At 64.5% G+C, this 20,836-nt stretch carries 22 protein-coding genes; 10 read left to right on the forward strand and 12 right to left on the reverse strand.

The genetic code is table 11. The features are described 5' to 3' along the window. The first annotated feature begins 2 nt into the window (after positions 1–2). The 3 genes from ubiG to AS156_RS22955 all read left to right on the forward strand — a co-directional run bounded on the left by ubiG (position 3) and on the right by AS156_RS22955 (position 2,531). Positions 3–755, forward strand: a complete 753-nt coding sequence (gene ubiG, locus AS156_RS22945; protein WP_066508960.1) for a bifunctional 2-polyprenyl-6-hydroxyphenol methylase/3-demethylubiquinol 3-O-methyltransferase UbiG — start codon at positions 3–5, stop codon at positions 753–755. Between the two features lie 340 nt (positions 756–1,095). Next, positions 1,096–1,377: a GIY-YIG nuclease family protein gene (locus AS156_RS22950; protein ID WP_066508962.1), complete on the forward strand. Its 282-nt coding sequence runs from the start codon at positions 1,096–1,098 to the stop codon at positions 1,375–1,377. Positions 1,378–1,631: 254 nt separating this feature from the next. Continuing rightward, entirely contained in the window at positions 1,632–2,531 is a 900-nt protein-coding gene (locus AS156_RS22955; RefSeq protein ID WP_066508963.1) for a DMT family transporter, read from the forward strand. A 10-nt stretch (positions 2,532–2,541) separates the two neighbouring features. Here the strand turns inward: AS156_RS22955 and AS156_RS22960 are convergent, their stop codons facing one another. The 5 genes from AS156_RS22960 to AS156_RS22980 all read right to left on the reverse strand — a co-directional run bounded on the left by AS156_RS22960 (position 2,542) and on the right by AS156_RS22980 (position 5,617). Then, positions 2,542–2,982 carry an EamA family transporter gene (locus AS156_RS22960; RefSeq protein WP_066508964.1) on the reverse strand — a complete coding sequence of 147 codons (441 nt, stop codon included), beginning with the start codon at positions 2,980–2,982 and terminating at the stop codon, positions 2,542–2,544. Positions 2,983–3,145: 163 nt separating this feature from the next. Then, on the reverse strand, positions 3,146–3,631 hold the full coding sequence (locus tag AS156_RS22965) for a DUF1178 family protein (protein WP_066508965.1): 486 nt from the start codon (positions 3,629–3,631) through the stop codon (positions 3,146–3,148). Next, a complete protein-coding gene (locus AS156_RS22970) occupies positions 3,628–4,506 on the reverse strand; it encodes a carbon-nitrogen hydrolase family protein (protein WP_066508968.1) in 879 nt (292 codons plus the stop codon). Before AS156_RS22970 ends, AS156_RS22965 begins: the two co-directional genes overlap by 4 nt. Continuing rightward, the gene (gene grxC, locus AS156_RS22975; protein WP_066508970.1) at positions 4,506–4,778 is read right to left on the reverse strand and encodes a glutaredoxin 3; all 273 of its coding nucleotides are present in this window, start codon (positions 4,776–4,778) and stop codon (positions 4,506–4,508) included. Before grxC ends, AS156_RS22970 begins: the two co-directional genes overlap by 1 nt. A 29-nt stretch (positions 4,779–4,807) precedes the next feature. Beyond that, positions 4,808–5,617: a ComF family protein gene (locus AS156_RS22980; protein WP_066508972.1), complete on the reverse strand. Its 810-nt coding sequence runs from the start codon at positions 5,615–5,617 to the stop codon at positions 4,808–4,810. 76 nt (positions 5,618–5,693) lie between these two features. Between AS156_RS22980 and AS156_RS22985 the strand changes: the two genes are divergently transcribed. Continuing rightward, positions 5,694–6,536 (forward strand): methyltransferase domain-containing protein, encoded by an 843-nt coding sequence (locus AS156_RS22985; RefSeq protein ID WP_066508975.1) that lies wholly within the window; start codon positions 5,694–5,696, stop codon positions 6,534–6,536. Between the two features lie 193 nt (positions 6,537–6,729). Here AS156_RS22985 and AS156_RS22990 read toward each other — a convergent pair whose 3' ends face one another. Next, positions 6,730–7,140: a (deoxy)nucleoside triphosphate pyrophosphohydrolase gene (locus tag AS156_RS22990; protein ID WP_066509078.1), complete on the reverse strand. Its 411-nt coding sequence runs from the start codon at positions 7,138–7,140 to the stop codon at positions 6,730–6,732. A gap of 148 nt (positions 7,141–7,288) precedes the next feature. Here AS156_RS22990 and AS156_RS22995 point away from each other — a divergent pair, with 148 nt between their 5' ends. After that, complete coding sequence (locus AS156_RS22995) at positions 7,289–8,635, forward strand: TadE/TadG family type IV pilus assembly protein (protein WP_066508977.1); 1,347 nt, start codon at positions 7,289–7,291, stop codon at positions 8,633–8,635. Positions 8,636–8,734: 99 nt separating this feature from the next. Here AS156_RS22995 and argJ read toward each other — a convergent pair whose 3' ends face one another. Both argJ and AS156_RS23005 read right to left on the reverse strand, forming a co-directional pair. Further along, positions 8,735–9,991 carry a bifunctional glutamate N-acetyltransferase/amino-acid acetyltransferase ArgJ gene (argJ, locus tag AS156_RS23000; protein ID WP_066508979.1) on the reverse strand — a complete coding sequence of 419 codons (1,257 nt, stop codon included), beginning with the start codon at positions 9,989–9,991 and terminating at the stop codon, positions 8,735–8,737. Positions 9,992–10,146: 155 nt separating this feature from the next. After that, on the reverse strand, positions 10,147–11,100 hold the full coding sequence (locus AS156_RS23005; protein WP_066508981.1) for a peptidylprolyl isomerase: 954 nt from the start codon (positions 11,098–11,100) through the stop codon (positions 10,147–10,149). A 343-nt stretch (positions 11,101–11,443) separates the two neighbouring features. Between AS156_RS23005 and secA the strand changes: the two genes are divergently transcribed. After that, positions 11,444–14,308: a preprotein translocase subunit SecA gene (gene secA / locus AS156_RS23010; protein WP_066508982.1), complete on the forward strand. Its 2,865-nt coding sequence runs from the start codon at positions 11,444–11,446 to the stop codon at positions 14,306–14,308. 285 nt (positions 14,309–14,593) lie between these two features. Here the strand turns inward: secA and AS156_RS23015 are convergent, their stop codons facing one another. The 3 genes from AS156_RS23015 to AS156_RS43445 form a co-directional block, all read right to left on the reverse strand. Continuing rightward, positions 14,594–15,031: a VOC family protein gene (locus tag AS156_RS23015; RefSeq protein WP_066508983.1), complete on the reverse strand. Its 438-nt coding sequence runs from the start codon at positions 15,029–15,031 to the stop codon at positions 14,594–14,596. 199 nt (positions 15,032–15,230) lie between these two features. Next, positions 15,231–15,536: a hypothetical protein gene (locus tag AS156_RS41065; RefSeq protein ID WP_201456091.1), complete on the reverse strand. Its 306-nt coding sequence runs from the start codon at positions 15,534–15,536 to the stop codon at positions 15,231–15,233. Beyond that, entirely contained in the window at positions 15,533–16,168 is a 636-nt protein-coding gene (locus tag AS156_RS43445; protein WP_136626390.1) for a hypothetical protein, read from the reverse strand. Before AS156_RS43445 ends, AS156_RS41065 begins: the two co-directional genes overlap by 4 nt. Before the next feature lie 96 nt (positions 16,169–16,264). Here AS156_RS43445 and AS156_RS23025 point away from each other — a divergent pair, with 96 nt between their 5' ends. Together AS156_RS23025 and AS156_RS23030 are read left to right on the forward strand one after the other, a co-directional pair. Then, a complete protein-coding gene (locus AS156_RS23025) occupies positions 16,265–16,543 on the forward strand; it encodes a metal/formaldehyde-sensitive transcriptional repressor (RefSeq protein ID WP_066508984.1) in 279 nt (92 codons plus the stop codon). A gap of 4 nt (positions 16,544–16,547) precedes the next feature. Then, positions 16,548–17,609, forward strand: a complete 1,062-nt coding sequence (locus AS156_RS23030) for a nickel/cobalt efflux transporter (protein ID WP_066508986.1) — start codon at positions 16,548–16,550, stop codon at positions 17,607–17,609. Between the two features lie 126 nt (positions 17,610–17,735). Here the strand turns inward: AS156_RS23030 and AS156_RS23035 are convergent, their stop codons facing one another. Next, positions 17,736–18,179 carry a MarR family winged helix-turn-helix transcriptional regulator gene (locus tag AS156_RS23035; protein ID WP_066508988.1) on the reverse strand — a complete coding sequence of 148 codons (444 nt, stop codon included), beginning with the start codon at positions 18,177–18,179 and terminating at the stop codon, positions 17,736–17,738. A 182-nt stretch (positions 18,180–18,361) separates the two neighbouring features. On the opposite strand from AS156_RS23035, the gene AS156_RS23040 reads away from it, so the two are divergent. Beyond that, positions 18,362–19,546, forward strand: a complete 1,185-nt coding sequence (locus AS156_RS23040; protein WP_066508990.1) for a substrate-binding domain-containing protein — start codon at positions 18,362–18,364, stop codon at positions 19,544–19,546. Between the two features lie 85 nt (positions 19,547–19,631). Further along, entirely contained in the window at positions 19,632–20,816 is a 1,185-nt protein-coding gene (locus tag AS156_RS23045) for a substrate-binding domain-containing protein (protein WP_066508991.1), read from the forward strand. The last annotated feature ends 20 nt before the right edge of the window (positions 20,817–20,836 follow it).

Below are 20,836 nucleotides of genomic sequence, written 5' to 3' on the forward strand. Positions count from 1 at the left end.
TCATGCAGACAACGCTTTCCAGTTCTCCCGCCAGCTCGGTCGATCCGGCCGAGGTCGCGAAATTCTCGAAGCTGTCGGACGAATGGTGGGATCCGCGCGGCAAGATGGCGCCGCTGCACAAGATCAATCCGCTGCGCCTGACCTATATCCGCGATGCCGCGTGCCGCAAGTTCGAGCGCAATGCCAAGAGCCTGGGCTGCCTGTCCGGCCTGCGCATGCTCGACATCGGCTGCGGTGCCGGTTTGCTGTGCGAGCCGTTCACGCGGCTTGGCGCCCAGGTGATCGGCATCGATCCCTCCGCCACCAACATATCCGCGGCGAAGCTGCATGCCGACAAGGGGCACCTGTCGATCGACTACCGCTGCACGACGGTGGAAGAGATGGACGCGCGCGAGCGCTTCGACATCGTGCTGGCGATGGAGGTGGTCGAGCACGTCAACGACGTCGGCGCCTTCATCAAGCGCTGCGCCGCGATGCTCAAGCCCGGCGGGTTGATGGTGGTCTCGACGCTGAACCGCAACTGGAAGAGCTTCGCGCTCGCCATCGTCGGCGCCGAATACGTGCTGCGCTGGCTGCCGCGCGGCACCCACGACTGGAGCAAGTTCGTCACCCCCGCCGAGCTCGAGCGCTATCTCGGTGACGTCAACCTCACCATCACCGAGCAGGCCGGCGTGGTCTACAACCCGCTCGCCGACAAATGGAACATCTCGTCCGACATGGACGTGAATTACATGGTGGTGGCGGAGGAGCTGTGAGTTTGGCTCCGATCCCGGCCATACGATAGGTGTCGTCCCTGCCTAGTGCGCAATTGCGCACGGGAGCAGGGACCCATAACCACCGGCCGCGATTGTTGCGCGAGGTCCGCGTTCCGACCAGTCGCAACCTCGTTTTGATGCAATAAATCGCCGTCCGCCCATTGTGCCTCGAACGATGCCCTGTGGTTATGGGCCCCTGCTTCCGCAGGGGCGACGCGGAGTTTGTGGCGCGAACGGCGGAGATATGAGACGTTCTTACCATTCGAGAGATGTCGTCCCTGCGAAAGCAGGGACCCATAACCACCGGCTCAGATGATTGGGCGAGGTCTGCGTTCCGAGCATGTACTACGTCTACATCCTCGCAAGCCGGCGCCACGGCACGCTGTACATCGGTGTCACGAATTCCGTTCAGCAGAGGCTTGAGCAACACAAGGCAGGCACTGGCTCGTCGTTCGTCAAGAGATATGGCGCCTACCGTCTGGTCCTGGTCGAATCCTATCAGCGCGCGGAGGAGGCTATCACGCGCGAGAAGCAGCTCAAGAAATGGAAGCGTGACTGGAAGATCGAGTTGATCGAACGTGATAATCCGGAGTGGCGGGATCTGAGCGATCTGCTTGTCTGACTGGTGTGCCACGAACGATGCCCCGTGGTTATGGGTCCCTGCTTTCGCAGGGGCGACAGCGAGTTTGTGGTGTGAGCTCTGGAAATACGAGACATTTGCTGACCGACAAGGCGGTGTCGTCCCTCGCGGTCGCAGGGACGACAGTGCGTTTGTGGCTCTATCGCAATCCAGTCATGCGCTGCCTCGGTTGACCGCATCGGCGGCAATCGGCACGCTGCGCGCATAGTCCCGCCCGGTACGAATTTCCTTCGCAGATGTTCACGCTCTCCTCGCTCTGGATTCCCTTCACGATCGTCGCTGCGTTCGGGCAGGTAGCGCGCAATGCGATGCAGCGGCATCTGACGGGGCCGCTCGGGACCTGGGGCGCGACCAATATCCGTTTCCTGTTTGGCCTGCCGTTCTCGATTGCGTTCTTCGCGCTCGCAATCGTCGCGACCGGCGATCACGTGCCGTGGCCGCCGTCGTCGTTCTGGCCGTGGCTGGTGCTCGGTGCGCTCACCCAGATCGTCGGCACCGGCTTCATGTTGCTGGCGATGAACGACCGCTCCTTCGTGGTGACCACGGCCTATATGAAGACCGAGGCGATCCAGACCGCGATCTTCGGCTTCATCTTCCTCGGCGACCATCTGACGATCGCCAAGGTGATCGCGATCGTGATCGCCACCGTCGGCGTCGTCATCACGGCGCTGCGGCCCGGCGGGCAGAAGAGCTTTGCCGATCTGCGCCCGACGGCGCTCGGCCTCGGCGCGGCGGCTGTGTTCGCGATCTCGGCGGTGAGCTTCCGCGGCGCCATCATCACCGTGCAGGGTACCTCGTTCGTGACGGCGGCGTCCTACACGCTGATGTGGAGCCTGTTCGTTCAGACGCTGATCCTGTCGGTCTATCTGCTGTTGCGCGCACCCGACGTGCTGGAAAAAATTCTCGGTCTGTGGCGGCCCTCGCTGTTTGCCGGCTTCATGGGCGCGTTCTCCTCGCAGTTCTGGTTCCTCGCGTTCGCGCTCACGGCGGCGGCCAACGTGCGCACGCTGGCGCTGATCGAGGTGTTGTTCGCGCAGGGTGTGGCGTATTTCTCGCTCAAGCAGCCGTTCTCGCTGCGCGAGCTCTCAGGCATCGTGTTGATCGTGATCGGCGTTGCGCTGCTGATTGCCGCTTAAACGAAATGAGTCAGCCCTTCGCCGCGATCAGCACTGCGCCGGCCGAGATCAGCGCGATGCCGATCCAGCCATAGCCCGATGGGCGTTCGCCGAGGAAGGCGACGCCGAACAGCGCCACCAGCACCACGCTCAGCTTGTCGATCGGCGCGACCAGCGTCGCGGGGCCGAGCTTGAGCGCGCGGAAATAGCACAGCCATGAGGCGCCGGTACCGAGTCCGGAGAGCAGCAGGAACAGCCAGCTCTTGCCCGAGATCGGTCCCGGATGGGTGAATTGCCCGGTTGCGAACAGGATCGCCGACAGCGTGATCAGCACGATCACGGTGCGGATCAGGGTGGCGAGATCGGAGTTGATGCCTTCGACGCCGACCTTGGCGAAGATCGCGGTCAGCGCGGCAAAGATCGCCGAGAGGAAGGCCCAGACCTGCCAGGAAGAAAATGTCTCGGGGGTCATGTGGGACGCTCGGTCGGTTTAGCGTCACCCGTCATTGCGAGCGAAGCGAAGCAATCCATAGCGCAACAAGCACGAAGCTGGATTGCTTCGTCGCTTCAGCGCAAAATTGCTCTGCAATTTTGTCGCGAGCTCCTCGCAATGACGAGGATGGAAGCGGCTCGCCTTAATTCCTGTCTTCCGGCAGCGTCGGCAGCGGCGACACCTCGACGCCTTCGTCGATCAGCGCGCGCGCCTCTTCCGGCGACGCTTCGCCATAGATCGGCCGATGCTCGATATCGCCGTAGTGCATCTTGCGCGCTTCGTTCGGGAACCGGTCGCCGACATTGTCGGCATTCTGCACGATGTGGTCGCGCAGTTCCTTCAGCTTGGCGCGCAGCTCGCGCTCATGCGCCATCATCAGCGGTGTCGATGCGTTGGCCGATGCCTCGGCCGGCGCCTGTGCCGGCGTTTCGGTTGGTGCCGGTGCGGCGGTCTCGCGGCCCTTCTTGCCGATGATCTGCGGGGCCATGATCGCGCGCTCGACCTTGGCCGAGCCGCAGGACGGGCAGCTGATCAGCTGGCGCCGCTCCTGCGATTCATAGGCCGACGAGCTCTGGAACCAGCTCTCGAACTGGTGGCCACGCTCGCAGCGCAGGGTGTAGCGGATCATGCGGATCCCCGGACGAGGTGCAGATGCTCCGGGCCCGCCTTCGGGTCGGCAATGCCGAAGCGCCGGCCATGCTGCAGCGAAGGGATGGTCCTGCGCGCGGCCTCGACCTTGGCCGGATCGATCTCGGCGAGGAACACGCCGGGCTCGCCGCCGCCCTCGGCGATGATCTCCCCCCAGGGGTCGACGATCAGCGAATGCCCGAAGGTCTCGCGCTTGTTCTCGTGCAGGCCGGCTTGCGCCGCCGCGAACACGAAGCAGCCGGTCTCGATGGCGCGGGCGCGCAGCAACGTGTGCCAATGCGCTTCGCCGGTCTTGCGGGTGAAGGCGGACGGCACCGTGAGGAACGAGGCGCCGGCTTCGGCCAGCGCGCGATAGAGCGCGGGGAAGCGCACATCGTAGCAGATCGTCAGCCCGATCCGGCCCCAGGGCAGGTCGGAGATCACGGCGGTTTCGCCGGGCTGGTAATTGGCCGATTCGCGATAGCTCTCACCGCCCGGCAGATCGATATCGAACATATGGATCTTGTCGTAGCTCGCGAGCACATTGCCCTCGGGCCCGATCAGGAACGAGCGGTTCACCGCCTTCTCGGGTGAGTAACGCAGCGCCAGCGAGCCGATATGCAGATGGACCTTCAGCTCGGCGGCGAGCGCGCGATAGGCCTTCAGCGACTTGTCGTCTTCCTCGCTCGCCAAATGCTCGAACAGCGCCTTGCGGTTCAGCTGCATCATGTTGCTGACTTCAGGGGTCAGCACGTAGTCGGCGCCCTGTGCGACCGCCTCGCGGATCAGCCGCGTGCCCTGCTCGAGGCTCGGCTCGGGCAAGAGGCCGGTGCGCATCTGCACCATCGCGGTGGTGAAAGTGGTGTCCGTGCTCATCAGGCGCCGCCTCCGTTGGCCAGGAGACCGTCAAGCTTGCCCTCGCGATCGAGCGCATAGAGCTCGTCGCAGCCGCCGACATGGGTCTTGCCGATGAAAATCTGCGGGAACGTCGAGCCGGCACCGGCGCGGCTGTACATCTCGTCGCGGTAGGTCGGGTTGGTGGCAACGTTGAATTCGGTGAAGGCAGCGCTCTTGCGCGTCAGCAACGATTTGGCCGCGCTGCAATAACCGCAGCCCGGGCGGGTGTAGATTTCAATGGCAGCGGTCATGGTGCGCTCGGTTGAACAAGAATGTGAGATTATATGGGAGCGCGGTGGTGATCGACAACCCGTGCAAACACCAGCACGTCGACCTGTGCCGCTTTGGCGCGCAGCAGGGCCCGCGTGCAGGCCGTTACCGTGGAGCCGGAGGTCAGGACGTCGTCGATCAGGATCACGCGGCGACCCTGGACGTCAGCCTTGCGTTCATCGGCGACCTTGAATGCACCCTGAACATTGCTGGCCCGCTGCGCTCGCGACAGCCCGATCTGCTGTTCGGTGGCGCGGACGCGCCGTAGCGCGCCGGAGGCCATCCGGACGCCGCTCTGGCGCGAGATCACCTTGGCCAGCGCAGCGGACTGGTTGTAGCGCCGGCTCCAGCCGCGCTGCCAATGCAGAGGAACCGGAACCAATATGTCGGCATTCGCCAGCAATTCCTTCCCCGCCCGCGCCATCCAGCGGCCCATGGTTGGGGCAAGGTCGGTGCGGTCCTGGTATTTCAGCGCGTGCACCAGCGTGCGCGCGACGTCGTCATAGCGCACCGCCGCGCGGGCGCGGCTATAGGCCGGCGGATTGGCGATCGCCTCCATCGACAGCAAATCGGGCCCGGGATCGTAGACGAAGGGAATGCCGAGCCGCGGGCAATAAGGCTGTGCGATGAACGACAATTTGGCCCAGCATTCCGCGCACACGCCCTCGCCGGCGACCGGCTCGCGGCAGGAGACGCAAAGCGTCGGCAGCGCGATGTCCAGCACCAGCCGTGCCGTCTGCGCGCACGCCCCGCCGACCGCGCCGAGCGCGGTGCGCAGATGGCCGGCGATGGAGCGTGATGGTGATGCGGCGGCGTCCATGGCGCGAGGCTAGCGTTTGAGCGATGCAGGCTCAAGGCGCATTGCCTGCGGCCGCCGTCCGGCGTAACCAGCCGGCATGGCTTCGAACCCGACCACGCCCCCGATCCTGTTCGACCGCGCGCTGCTTGGTGCGCGGCTCTTGCGCGCGCGGCGTGATGGCGCTGCGACATTTTTGCTCGAGCGTGCCGCCGAGGATATGGCCGACCGGCTGCTGGCGGTGTCGCGGCAATTTTCCTCCGGCGTCGATGTCTGGACACCGGGCGACGGGCTCGCCGAGGCGCTGCGCGGCCGCGTCGGGTCGATCAGGCAGATTGAATTCGCAGTGCCGGAGGCGCTGCCGCTTGCGCCTGAATCGCTCGATCTCGCCGTCTCCGCGCTGGCCTTGCAGTTCGTCAACGACCTGCCCGGCGTGCTGGCGCAGATCCGCCGCGCGCTAAAGCCGGATGGGCTGCTGCTCGCGGCGATGCTCGGCGGCGACACGCTGACCGAACTGCGGCAGAGCTTCGCCGCCGCGGAGGCAGAATGCGAGGGCGGCGTCTCGCCGCGCGTCGCGCCGTTCGCCGATTTGCGCGACATCGGCGCGCTGTTGCAGCGCGCCGGCTTTGCGCTGCCGGTCACCGACGTCGATCGCGTCGTGGTGCGCTATGCCAGCGCCTTCGCGCTGATGGCCGATCTCAGGCGTATGGGTGCGACCAACATTCTGCGTGAGCGGCGCCACGCTCCGACCCGCCGTGCCACCATGCTGCGCATGGCGCAAATCTACGCCGAACGCTTCGCCGACGCCGACGGCCGCATCCGCGCCACTTTCGACATCGTCTGGCTCTCAGGCTGGGCCCCGCATGAGAGCCAGCCGAAGCCGCTGAAGCCGGGCTCGGCGAAGGCGAGTTTGGAGGCCGCGGTGAAGGGAAGCAAGCGTTAGGGACCCGCTGCTACGGTTCCCTCCGCCCCTCTGGGGGCAAGCGTGCGTCTGCGTGATTTCGGAATATTGGAAAAATATCCGCGAGTTGCCCGACGTGTCAAGCAGCCTGGCCCGAACGCCGGCTACTTTGCATGGGGTTGTTTTCGATGTTTTGGCAACGCGCCTGCCCCGCGAGTGGGAGAGGCAAAGAAGGTCACAACAACAAGTCCATCAGATGCGGCAGCAGCGGGATGTCGGCGGGCGGCATCGGGTAGTCGCGGAGCTTGCTGGCGCGCACCCAGGCGAGGTTCTGACCCTCGCGTGCCACCGCCAAGCCCTCCCAGCGCCGGCAGATGTAGAGCGGCATCAGGAGGTGGAAGGTCTCGTAGGCATGGCTGGCAAAGGTCAGCGGTGCCAGGCACGGCTCGCTGACGGTGATGCCGATTTCCTCATGCAACTCGCGAATCAGGGTCTGCTCCGGCCGCTCACCCGGCTCGATCTTGCCGCCGGGGAACTCCCACAGGCCGGCCAGCGCCTTGCCCTCCGGGCGCTGCGCCAGCAGCACGCGCTTGTCTGCGTCGATCAGCGCGCAGGCAACGACGAGTGTCAGCTTGATGTCAGCCATATGAACGGTCCGGATCGTTTGGTCGCGGTTCATTAGCCAACTAACCGCTTCTTCGCCAACCGATTACCGGTATTTTGGAACCGCGCTAAGTCATTTCTTAATTCCAGCCGGGGCAGGATCACCGAAATTTATATGTCGGTAGATTGTTATGACCCCCCTTCGTCCCTTCAGACGTTTTCTTCACGACCGATCGGGCAATATCGCGATCATCTTCGGCCTTGCCCTGATTCCGATCGTCGTCGCCATCGGATGCGCCGTCGACTATTCCCGCGCCAATCAGATCCGGGCCAAGCTGTTGTCCGCGGCCGACGCGGCGAGCGTCGGCGCGATCGCCAAGGCGTCGCCCGGCTTCATCGCCGCAGGCTCCATGACCTCGGATGGTCCGATCCCGGCCGGCATCGCCGATGCCAAGAGCATTTTCAACGGCAACGTCTTCAATCAGAACGGCTTTACGATCGACAGCGTGACGCCGAACGTGACCAAGACGGGCGGCGTGCTCACCTCGACGGTTCAGTTCACCGCCGATGTCCCGACCATGTTTCTCAGCATGATCGGTCGCAACAAGGTGACGGTGACGGGCTCGTCGACCGCGACCGCCAACATGCCGCTCTACATCGATTTCTACCTGCTGCTCGACAATTCGCCGTCGATGGGCGTCGGAGCGACGCCGTCGGATGTGTCGGCACTGGTCTCCGCGACCACCGGCAACAGCTTCAAGCCGAACGATCAGTGCGCCTTTGCCTGTCACGACTACAACGATCCAAACAACTACTACAATCTCGCCAAGACGCTCGGCGTGACGACGCGGATCGATGTGCTGCGCAGCGCGACCCAGCAGTTGATGGACACCGCGGCCTCGACCCAGACCTATTCGAACCAGTTTCGCATGGCGATCTACGATTTCGGCGCGTCGTCGGCGACCTATGGCTTGCGAAGCCTGTTCTCGCTGTCGTCGAGCCTGTCGAGCGCGAAGTCGGCGGCCGGCAACATCGATCTGATGGGCGTCTACGGCAACAACGATGCCTACACCGGGGACAAGGACAGCCAGTTCACCACGGTCTTTCCGCAGATCAACAACACGATTGCCAATCCGGGCGCGGGCACGGCGTCGGCACCGCTCAAATATCTGTTCTTCGTGTCCGATGGCGTGGCCGACGAGCCCAATTCGGCCTGCCTCAAGCCGATCACGGGCAGCAACCGCTGCCAGTCACCGATCAATCCGGCGCTGTGCGCGACGCTCAAGAATCGCGGCATCAAGATCGCGGTGCTGTACACCACCTATCTCGCGCTGCCGACCAACAATTGGTACATGACCTGGATCGATCCGTTCAACCAGGGTCCCTTCGGTCCCTCGCCGAACAGCCAGATTGCTCAGAACATGCAGAGCTGCGCCTCGCCGGGGCTCTATTTCGAGGTCAGTCCGACCCAGGGCATCTCGGCGGCGATGACCGCGCTGTTCCAGAAAGCCGTCTCCGACGCGCGGATCAGCAGCTGACGCTCCCCATTCGGCATTGCGAGGAGCGACAGCGACGAAGCAATCCATCTCTCCGATCATGAGGAGGAATGGATTGCTTCGCTTCGCTCGCAATGACGGCTACGACCGATAGTCGCCGTTGATCGTGATATATTCCTTGGTGAGATCGCAGGTCAGCACGCGGTCGCGGCCCTTGCCGAGGCCGAGGGCGACCTTGATCTCGATCTTCGGCGCCTTCATCGCCTCCGATACTTCCTTCTCGTTGTAGGACGGATCGCGCGCGCCGCTCTTGGCGACGCGGATGCCGTTGAAGGAGATCGACAGCTTGTCGCGGTTGGCGGGCTCGCCGGCCTTGCCGACCGCCATCACCACGCGGCCCCAATTGGCGTCCTCGCCGGCGATCGCGGTCTTCACCAGCGGCGAGTTGGCGATCGACATCGCGATCTTGCGCGCCGACGGCTTTGTCGTCGCGCCCTCGACCACGACCTCAACCAGCTTGCGCGCACCTTCGCCGTCGCGCGCCACCTGTTCGGACAGGTCGGCGAGCACGCCGTAGAACGCCTTGGTGAACGCCTTCAGGCGGGGGTCGCTGGCGCGGGTGATCTTCGGCGCGCCGTTTGCCGCCGCGGCGCCGGTCGCAAAGGCGAGCAGCGTGTCCGATGTGGAGGTGTCGCCGTCGATGGTGAGGGCATTGAAGGTGTCCTCGACGCCGGTCTTGAGCAGTGATTGCAGCACGGCCGCCGACAGCGGCGCGTCGGTGAAGATGAAGGACAGCATGGTGGCCATGTCGGGCATGATCATGCCGGCGCCCTTGGCCATGCCGTTGATCGTCACCCTGGCCTTGCCGAGCTTGACGGTCGCGGTCGCGACCTTCGGGAAGGTGTCGGTGGTCATGATGGCCTTGGCCGCATCCATCCAGTGATCCGGCGTCGCGGTCTCGGCGAGCGTCGCCAGCACGCCGTCGAACTTGGTGGCATCGAGCGGCTCGCCGATCACGCCGGTGGAGGCGAGGAACACTTCCTCGGTCGAACAGCCGACTGCCTTCGCCGCGATCTGGGCGGTCAGCGCGGTCGACTGCTTGCCTGTCTTGCCGGTGAAGGCGTTGGCATTGCCGGAATTGACCACGACGGCGCGCGCCAATCCTTTAGAAGATCCCGCGCCCTTGAGCTTGGCGCGGCACCATTCGACCGGCGCCGACGGGCATTTCGACTTGGTGAAGACGCCGGCCACCGTGGTGCCCTTGTCGAGCAGCGCCAGCAGCACGTCGGTACGCCCCTTGTAGCGGATGCCGGCGGCCGCGGTCGCAAGCTTCACACCCGCGATCACGGGCATGTCGGGAACATCGGTCGGGGCGAGGGGAGAGACGGCGGTGGACATGGGAAGGATCATCCAGGGCACGAGTAAGCGTCATGGCCGGGCTTGACCCGGCCATCCACGTCTTCAGCACTGCTCGATGAAGGTCTTAAGACGTGGATGCCCGGCACGAGGCCGGGCATGACGTCAAACTACTGAAGTCCGCGTGCGAAGTCGATTTACTTCTTCGCCGGTGGCGCCATCTTGTTGTCGGCGGGCTTCGGCGCGTCCTTCGAGGCGTCCGCCGGCTTGGTGGCGTCGGGGGCGGCCGCCGGGGCGTCCGTCTTGGCGACTTCGGTGCGCTCGATCTTGGCGGCCTCGCGCAGCTTGGCGACATAGTCGGCCTGGGCCTTGCGGGTCACATAGGTCTCGATCTGGCCCTTCACCTGGTCGAAGTCCGGCGCCTTGCGGTTGCGCTTCTCTTCAACCTTGATGATGTGCCAGCCGAACTGCGACTTCACCGGATCCGAGATCTTGCCCGGCTCGAGCGAGAAGGCGACCGCGGAGAATTCCGGCACCATCTGTTCCTTGGTGAAGAAGCCGAGGTCGCCGCCGTCGGAGGCGCCGGGATCCTTGGACTTCTTCTTGGCGAGCTCGGCGAAGTCGGCGCCCTTGTCGAGCTCGGCCTTGATCGCCTTGGCCTCGTCCTCGGTCTCGACCAGGATGTGGCGCGCGCGCACCTCCTGCTCGCCGGTGATCTGCTTGGCGGCCTCGTCATAGACCTTCTTCATGGCCTCGTCGGTGGTCGCCGCCTTGCCCTCGGTGGCGAGCAGGCTGTCCATCAGCAGGCGGTTGCGGGCGAAGGCGAGGCGCTTCTTGAAGTCGTCGGAGTTCTCGACCTTCTTGTCCTCGGCAGCCTTCGACACGATCTTCATGTCGATCAGGAAGGACAGCACGTTGTCCTTGCGGGTGGCCGGGTCCATCTGCTGCAGGCTCGGGCCCAGTTCCTCCTCGGCAAGCGCCACGTCACTGGCGCGGATCTCGGAACCGTTCACCTTCGCGAGCACCGGGTCGGCGTCGGCGGCCCGGGCCGGAACGCCGGCGGCCAGCAGTGCGACAAGACAGCCCGTTGCGGCCAGGGCGGCCAGGCCGAAGCGCAGGCCAGTTTTCGTTTCCGGGAGCGAGGTGGTCATGCAATTTCCTTGTCTCAAAGGGAGGAAGCTTGAGCGGGGCGGACACTCGCCCAATCATACGGCGTTGGCAACGCGAAACTCTGTCAAAATGATGAATTCCTTGACATCTTGCGAGCGTTGACAACCCTCTGACCGGGCCATATCTCTGGCCAATCGTGTCAACGGCGATAGCGCTTATTTTGCTGCGTTTTTGGCCGTTGAACCTTGGATGGCCCGTTTCCCACTCAATTGGCGGATGAGCCCCCGGTTCGGGGCCCGACCCGCAGCGCGTCACGGTGAGTTGATAGGCGATCCGGTGGACCATTTCTGGCTGTAACGCAAGACCGAAGAACAGGAATTACGCATGATCGGCGCGCTCGCCCGCAAGTTTTTCGGCTCCGCCAACGACCGTCGGGTCAAGGGCTATCAGGCCCGCGTCAACGCCATCAACGCGCTGGAGCCCGAGGTCATCAAACTGTCAGATGACGAGCTGAAGGCCCGCACCGCCGAATTCAAGCAGCAGCTCGCGAGCGGCAAGACGCTGGACGACATCCTGGTTCCGGCCTTCGCGACCGTGCGCGAGGCGGCCAAGCGCACCCTCGGCCAGCGCCATTTCGACGTCCAGCTGATCGGCGGCATGGTGCTGCACGAGGGCGACATCGCCGAGATGAAGACCGGTGAAGGCAAGACGCTGGTCGCAACGCTTGCGGTCTATCTCAACGCGCTCGCCGGCAAGGGCGTTCACGTCGTCACCGTCAACGACTACCTCGCCCGCCGCGACTCCGGCTGGATGGGCCAGATCTATGCATTCCTCGGCCTGACCACCGGCGTGATCGTGCACGGCCTCGACGATGCCGAGCGCAAGGCCGCCTATGCCTGCGATATCACCTACGGCACCAACAACGAATACGGCTTCGACTATCTGCGCGACAACATGAAGTACCGCCTGGAGGACATGGTCCAGCGCGGGCACTATTACGCGATCGTCGACGAAGTGGACTCGATCCTGATCGACGAAGCGCGCACGCCGCTGATCATCTCCGGACCGCTCGACGACCGTTCCGATTTCTACAACACCATCGACACCTTCATGCCGAAGCTCGATAAGGTCGCCGACTACGAGGTCGACGAGAAGCAGCGCACGGTGACGCTGACCGAAGGCGGCATGGAGAAGCTCGAGAACCTGCTGCGCGACGCCGGCCAGCTCAAGGGCGACTCGCTCTACGACGTCGAGAACGTCTCGGTCGTGCATCACGTCAACCAGGCGCTGCGCGCGCACACGCTGTTCACCCGCGACAAGGACTACATCGTCCGCGACGGCGAGGTCGTGATCATCGACGAGTTCACCGGCCGCATGATGCCGGGCCGCCGCTATTCGGAAGGCCTGCATCAGGCGCTGGAAGCCAAGGAGCACGTGCAGGTCCAGCCCGAGAACCAGACGCTCGCCTCGATCACCTTCCAGAACTATTTCCGGATGTACGAGAAGTTGTCGGGCATGACCGGCACGGCCGCAACCGAAGCCGACGAACTGTTCGACATCTACAAGCTCGAGGTCGTGGAGATCCCGACCAACCTGCCGGTGGCGCGCCTCGACGAGGACGACGAGGTCTACCGCACGCAGAACGAAAAATACGCCGCGATCCTCGCCGAGATCGAGCGCGCCAACAAGCGGCTGCAGCCGGTGCTGGTCGGCACGGCGTCGATCGAGAAGTCGGAAGTGCTGGCCGAGTATTTGCGGAAGCACGGCTACAAGCAGATCGACTTCACCTCCGAATCCGGCATGGAGAAACTTTATGCGGCGGCTCGCGCCGGCAAGCCGGCCAAGCTGTTCGCGGTGCTGAACGCGCGCTTCCACGAGCAGGAAGCCTATATCGTCGCGGAAGCCGGCGTGCCGGGCGCGATCACGATCGCGACCAACATGGCCGGCCGCGGCACCGACATCAAGCTCGGCGGCTCGCTGGAAATGCGTCTCCAGCAGGAGACCGCCAACATCACCGACGAGGCCGAGAAGGCCAAGAAGATCGAGCAGATCAAGGCCGACATCGAGCGCTTCCGCGAGATCGTGCTGAAGGCGGAGGAGGATTTCGAGGTCGAGGCCGCGAAGGGCAGCAAGCCGGCCAAGACCGTGAAGAAGCCGGGCGGCCTCTACATCATCGGCTCCGAGCGCCACGAATCCCGCCGCATCGACAACCAGCTGCGCGGCCGCTCCGGCCGCCAGGGCGACCCCGGCCGCTCAAAGTTCTTCCTGTCGCTGGAAGACGACCTGATGCGCATCTTCGGCTCCGACCGGCTCGACAGCATGCTGCAGCGGCTCGGTCTGCAGGAAGGCGAAGCCATCATTCATCCCTGGATCAACAAGGCGCTCGAGAAGGCGCAGCAGAAGGTCGAGGCGCGCAACTTCGACATCCGCAAGAACCTGCTCAAGTTCGACAACGTCCAGAATGACCAGCGCAAGGTGATCTTCGATCAGCGCGTCGAGCTGATGAAGGACGACAGCGTCGCCGAGACGGTGGCCGACATGCGCCATGCCTTCGTCGAGGATGTCGTCGCCAAGCACATCCCCGAGCACGCCTATGCCGAGCAGTGGGACACCGCCGGCCTCAAGGAAGAGCTGAAGCGCGTGCTCGACGTCGAGCTGCCGGTCGACGACTGGGCCAAGGAAGAGGGCATCGCCGACGAGGAGCTGCTCGCGCGTATCGAGAAGCATGTCGACGAGCACATGGCGGCCAAGGTCGCGCAATGGGGCCCCGACGTGATGCGTTACGTCGAAAAGACCATCCTGTTGCAGACGCTGGACCACCTCTGGCGCGAGCACCTGATCATGCTCGACCATTTGCGCCAGGTGATCGGCCTGCGCGGCTACGGCCAGCGCGATCCGTTGCAGGAGTACAAGACCGAAGCCTTCAACCTCTTCCAGGAAATGAGCGCGCATCTGCGCGAGGCGGTCACCGCCCAGCTGATGCGGGTCGAGATCGTGCCGCCGGAAGAGCAGCAGCCGGTGCTGCCGGCGATGGAAGTGCACAAGCTCGATCCGAACACCGGCGAGGACGAGTTCTCGCAGGCCAATTTCGCCCACGCCAATTTCGCTCAAGCCTCACTGGTGCCGAAGACCCCGGCCGAAGACCGCGATCCGAACAACCCCGCAAGCTGGGGCAAGATCGGCCGCAACGAGGACTGCCCCTGCGGGAGCGGCAAGAAGTACAAGCACTGCCACGGCCGGTACGCGTAAGGCGCGAAACTCCCGGCTGAGATCGGTCGCGGACTGATTCACCTCTTCCGCGTGCGGAGGTCATCGCATGTGCTGATCGCGCAGCGCACGCGATGCGTGAGGTTTGGTTTCAACTACAAATTCGTTATGCCCGGGCATCCACGTCATTGGTTCTCCATGTGAAGGAAGACGTGGATGGCCGGGACAAGCCCGGCCATGACGATGTGGAAACATCAGGCCGGAGTCCGGTGACGTCCGTATGCGATGTCCCTGCCGCAAGCGGGAGAGGGAGCGCATATTCGCCGGTCAGCCCGCAAACGCCTTGTCGAGATCGGCGATCACGATCTTCTTCATCTTCATCATGGCCTGCATGGCGCGGTCAGCCGCCTTGCGGTCGGGGTCGCCGAGGTAGCGGCCGAGCGCTGATGGCACGACCTGCCAGGACAGGCCGAACCTGTCCTTCAGCCATCCGCAATTGCCGCCCTCGCCGCCGTCGGCGGTGAGTTTGCTCCAGAAATAGTCCACCTGCTCCTGGGTCTCGACGCTGATGAAGAACGATACCGCCTCGTTGAACTTGAACTTCGGGCCGCCGTTCAGGGCGTGGAAGCGTTGTCCCTCGAGCTCGAAGCTCGCCATGAAATCGTTGACGGTCTCGATCTTGGCGTTGGGAAACACCGATTTGTAGAAGGTGACGGCGTCGCGGACGTTGTTGTCGAGCCAGAGGAACGGTGTGATCGAAGTCATCGGCGAGGGTCCTCGTTAACTGGGGAGCGGGTGGGCCGGAGCCGTCGCATTTTGCGTGCGAAGGCGGCTCCGCGGGCCGGACCCAAGGCGGGTAGATGGCGTCCGTCGGCGCGGGCTTGCCCTGAGGACGAACCGGCGGGCCACAGCCCGACAACACCATGCTGGTCTTTTTTCGATGGTCTGCGGAAGGCCGGCAGCACTACCACGCGATCTGGCTGTGCGCGGGCTGGTCGCTGAGGAGCGGCTTTCCGAACAGCGAGGGCACGAGGTCGTCGAGGAAAAGCAGCAGTTGCACCCTGAAGCCGGGTCCGGTCCCGCCCGCGCGGTTGAGCGGGATGATCGCCTCGGCGGCCACCTGCCAGGTCACCGCCACATAGGCAAAGCCGGGGTTCGCCGTTGCCGCCGTGGCTTGGCCGCGCGGGCTGTCGAACCGGAACTCGACCAGCGGAACCAGTTGATTCAAGGGCTCGTCCTTCGGCGGCCCGCCGTCGAAGCGCTTGGTCAAATAGAGCGTGCTGTACTGGAGCGAGAAGCCCCAATGCAGCGTCTCGACGGCCGGCGAGGAGACGGTGTTGAATCCACCGGTGACGAGATTGGGCGCAAGGGCGACACCTCCGAGCCGACCGGGACTTCGTCGACGACCGCGCCCGTGATGGCGAATGGCCGCAACCACGACAGTGAGTCCGGGAGATCGCCGAACCCCTTGCCGAAGAAGATGCCCGGCTGGATCGTATCAGGTGCATCCGCGCCGATGGCGACCGCGCCGGAGTGACCAATGCCCCAGGCGAGACCGAGCGAGACGAGCGTTTCGTGGCGGTTGTCGCGATAGGCTTCGTATTTGAGGCCGATGCTGGTCTTGTCGAAGCCTGACGTGCGGCCGGTCGGCCAGCTCTGATTGACCCATGAGCTGTCGACCGTGAAAGCCAGCGTCGGCGTGAGCAGTCGGGCGAAGGCTCCGTTGATGCGGTTCTCGACGACGTCGCTGCCTTGTGACGGATAACCGAGATAGTTGAAGTTCGGCAGGATGAGCTCATCGGCGACGGCGGGATCGTCGAACGTCATGGTGCCGGCGAAATAGCGGTTGCCGGCGATGCCGTGCGCTTGCGCGGACTGCGTCCATAGCATCGGCAGGATCATGAGCGCTCCGCTCCGGAGCCGTGTCGACTTCACGAACATGCGTGCGCCAGATTTGCTGCTTGATCGATATAGGGTACCCCCCTATATTAGGCTATCATGACGCACACCATCAAGCACAAATCCAAGCTCATCGGCCGGATCAGGCGCATCAAGGGGCAGATCGATGCGGTCGAGCGCGCGCTCGAATCCGAGCTCGGCTGCGCCGACGTGCTGATGCTCGTCGCCTCGGTCCGCGGCGCGGTGAACGGGCTGACGGCCGAGCTGCTCGAGGACCACATCCGTCATCACGTCGTCGATCCCGCGCACGAGAAGGACCCCGAGAAGGCGCAGGGCGCCGCGGACCTGATCGATGTGGTCCGCACCTATCTGAAGTGACGCGATGATTGGCCTTTCCGAACTGCTGCAGCAGGGCTCGGCCCACGCGTGGCTGTTCGTGCCGAGCGCCATCCTGCTCGGCGCGTTGCATGGCATGGAGCCGGGCCACTCCAAGACGATGATGGCGGCGTTCATCATCGCGGTGCGCGGCACCGTGTTGCAGGCCGCCCTGCTCGGCCTGTCGGCTGCGATCTCGCACACCGCGATCGTGTGGGCGGTGGCGCTCGGCGGCCTGTATTTTGGCCGGCAATGGAGCGGCGAGCAGAGCGAGGCCTATTTCCAGATCGCATCAGCCGTCGTGATCATCGGCATCGCGGCCTGGATGGCGTGGCGCACCTGGCGCGAGCAGAACGGCGAAGATCATCATCATCACCACGATGAGACGCAGCGCATCGACCTCGGCGATGCCGCGCTGATGCTGTCGATCGTCGAGGACGGCGTGCCGCCGCGCTGGCGGATTGAAGCCGAGCGTGGCGCGCTGCCGTCTCCCGACGAGGTGGTCGTGGAGACGCAAAGGCCCGACGGGACGAAACAGTCGTTCGCCTTTGTAGCCAAGCAGGGCTTCCTCGAAAGCATCGACGAGATTCCCGAGCCGCATGAGTTCCAGATGCGGCTGTCGCTGCGCGGACGCCCCGATGCGTTCGAGGCCGCCTATGAAGAGCATGATCATTCGCACATGAATCTGGGCGACGAAGACGACGCGCACGCCCGCGCGCATGCGGCTGACATCCGCAAGCGCTTTGCGGGGCGAACCGTGACGACGTGGCAGATCGTGCTGTTCGGCCTCACGGGCGGCCTGATCCCGTGTCCGGCGGCGATCACCGTGCTGTTGCTCTGCATCCAGCTCAAGCAGTTCAGCCTCGGCTTCACGCTGGTGCTGTGCTTCGGGATCGGCCTTGCCATCACGATGGTCTCGGCCGGCGTGCTCGCCGCGCTCAGCATGCGCCACATCGAGCGGCGCTGGACCGGCTTCAGCCAGTTCGCGCGCCACGCGCCTTATGCGTCGGCGGTGCTGATCGTGTTCGTCGGGCTCTACACGGGATGGCTGGGCTGGAGCGCGATCTAGATGTGAGCTTGATCCGGAAAAGTGTGAAGCGGCTTTCCCTCGCGACAAACGCGGAACGCGTTTGCGCGGAGATCATGCTCAAGCAAAAACTAAAGCTCGCCGCGGCGACGCGAATAACGCGCGGCCTCAATTGGCGCTGCCGATCAGGTTTTCCAAAAGGCGCTTGAGCTCGTTGGTCGACTTGTCGCCATAGCTCTCGACGATGTGCTCTTCCTGGCTCACGGCCAGCGAGTTCAGCCGGCGGCTCAGCGCCTTGCCGCGGTCGGAGACGAACATCAGCACCTTGCGGCGATCCTTCGGATCCTGCACGCGGTAGACCAGCGCGTCCGACACCATGCGGTCGATCATCTTGGTCAGGGTCGGATGGTTGAGCAGCACCGCTTCCGCGAGCTCGCCCATCGAGTGCCCGTTGCCGTCGGACAGCACCTTCAGGATGCGCCATTGCTCGACCGGAACGCCTTCCTTGCTCAGGCGCGTTTCCAACTGCCGGTTGATCTCCCTGTTCGCTTGCGCGAGCAGGTAGGCGAGATGTTCGGTGATCGGGGAATTTTCTTTCGGCGGTTTGGCCACGGCTAAGACCTGGGATCCTGACCCGGTTGAATGAATGTCCGGCAACGCTTGCCATTTCTATATGCACTTCAAATGTTGAATATTCAATATTTTCACCTAGGATAATCCCCCAACCAAAGGGGCGGGTGCCGCGGACCGCCCCGCTGGCTGCGTTGCGTAGTGCTTCCCAGACAGGAGTTGGCGTGCTTTCGACGGTTGCTTTCCAGGCATATGGCGGTCTGCCCGTCGCGCCGCCGCTGCTGTTCAGGGACCCGTCGTCATGCGCGGCTGAGTTCGACCTGTCGACCGGATGGCACGGCGCGTTCCGGCGCCGCGGCGCCAACAGCAAGCTCAAGGTCGGTAATTTCATCACCTTCTCCGGCTCGCCGGGGATCTGGGGGCCGAGTTCCACCAACAGCGTGCTGCTGGCGGTTTCCGAGATAAACAAGCGCGGCGGCATCCTCGGCCGCGAGATCGAGCTGTCGATGTACGATGCCGGCGGCTCGATCGAGGAGGTGACGCGCCGCGCCGAAGCCGCGATCGCCTTCGACGAGGTCGACCTCCTGATGGGATCGCATATCAGTGCGGTCCGCGTCGCCTTGCGCAAGGTCACCCGCAACCGCGTCCCCTATGTCTACACGCCGGTCTACGAAGGCGGCGAGCGAACGCCGGGCGTGATGGCGATCGGCGAGACCCCGCGCTGGCAGATGCGGCCCGCGATCCACTGGCTCGCCGACGTGAAGAAGGCTTCGCGCTGGTATCTGATCGGCAGCGACTACGTCTGGCCCTGGCAGTCGCATCGCGCGGTGAAGTCCTACATCGCAGAGGCCGGCGGCCATGTCGTCGGCGAGGAGTTCGTCCCGCTTGGCGAGGACCATCACGAGCCGCACCTGGCGCGGATCCGCGCCGCAAAGCCGGATGCGGTGCTGATCTCGCTGATCGGGACCGACAGCATCACCTTCAATCGCGCCTTCGCCGAAGCCGGGCTTGCCGCGACGACGCTCAGATTCGCCGGTGCGATGGATGAAACCGTGCTGCTCGGCATCGGCGCCGACTACACCGAGAACCTGTTCTGCGCCTCCGGCTATTTCGCCTGCGTCGGCTCGCCCGCCAATGATGATTTCATGGATCGCTATCGCGCGATGTTCGGGCCGCATGCGCCGCCGATCGGCTCGGTCGGACAGTCCAACTACGAAGGCCTGCGCTTCCTGGAGGCGGCGGCCGAGCGCGCGGGAACCCTGGCGATGGAGCCATTGTCCGCGGCCGCACGCAACGTTGTCTATCGCGGCGCACGCGGGCCCGTCACCATCCGCAACGGCCGCGCCGAAATGCCGATGTATCTCGCCGAGGCCGACGGTCTCGATTTCAGGCTGGTCAAGGCGATCTGAAAGACGGCATCATGGCCCGCAAGAGGGCGAGTGCCGCGGTTGCCGGCGGAACGTCCCGGGCCCCTGATGCCAGACAGGAGTGGGAGTGCACGCGACGGTCAATTTCCAGGCTCGCGGCGGTTTTGCCGCTCCGCCTTCCCTGCTGCTGCGGAACCTGTCGGCCCCGGCGGCCGATCGGGTGCTGTTGCCGGGCGATCGTGCCGCCTCGCGGCAGCGCGGCGCCGACAAGCGGCTTCGTGTCGGAGCCTTCATCTGCTGCACCGGCTCGCCAGGAGTCTGGGGGCCCTGCGGAACCAGCAGCGCGCAGCTTGCGGTGGCCGAGATCAACAAGCGCGGCGGCATCCTCGGCCGTGAGGTCGAACTGTCGGTCTACGACGCCGGCGGCCCGCTCGATGATGTGCTGGATCGCGCCGAGCAGGCGATCGACATCGACCAGGTCGACCTGATCATCGGCCTGCACACCAGCGCGGTTCGCCTTGCGATGCGCAAGGTCACCCGCAACCGCATCCCCTATATCTACACGTCAGTCTATGAAGGCGGTGAACAGTCGCCGGGCGTCGTTGCGATCGGCGAGACGCCGCGCTGGCAAAGCCGGCCGTCGATCCACTGGCTGGCCGAGGTCAAGAAGGCGGCGCGCTGGTACCTGATCGGCAGCGATTATGTCTGGCCCTGGCAGTCGCATCGCGCCGTGAAGCGATACATCGCCGAGACCGGCGGACAGGTGGTCGGTGAGGAATTCGTGCCCCTCGGCGAGGACAATCACGAGCCGCATCTGGCGCGCATCCGCGCCGCCAAGCCCGATGTCGTGCTGATCTCGCTGATCGGAACCGACAGCATCACCTTCAATCGTTCCTTCGGCGAATGCGGCCTCGGCGCCACCACGCTGCGGTTGGGCGGCGCGATGGACGAGACCGTGCTGCTCGGCATCGGCGCCGACAACTCCGAGAACCTGTTCTGCGCATCGGGCTATTTCCCGTGCGTCGGCTCGCGTGCCAATGACGACTTCCAGATCCGCTATCGCGCGATGTTCGGCCCGAATGCCCCGCCGGCCGGCTCGCTCGGTCAATCCAGCTACGAAGGCCTGCGCTTCCTCGAGGCCGCGGCGAACAAGGCCGGCACGCTGTCGATGCGGCCGCTGCTCGCGGCGGCGCGCAACGTCGTCTATCACGGCGCCCGCGGCCCGGTCACCGTTCGCGACGGACGCGCCAGGATGCAGATGTATCTTGCCGAGGCCGACGGCCTCGACTTCAGGGTGATCAAGACGGTCTGAAAGCGGTGCAGCATCAGACC

This window comes from Bradyrhizobium macuxiense, from assembly GCF_001542415.1.
Taxonomy (GTDB): Bacteria; Pseudomonadota; Alphaproteobacteria; order Rhizobiales; family Xanthobacteraceae; genus Bradyrhizobium; species Bradyrhizobium macuxiense.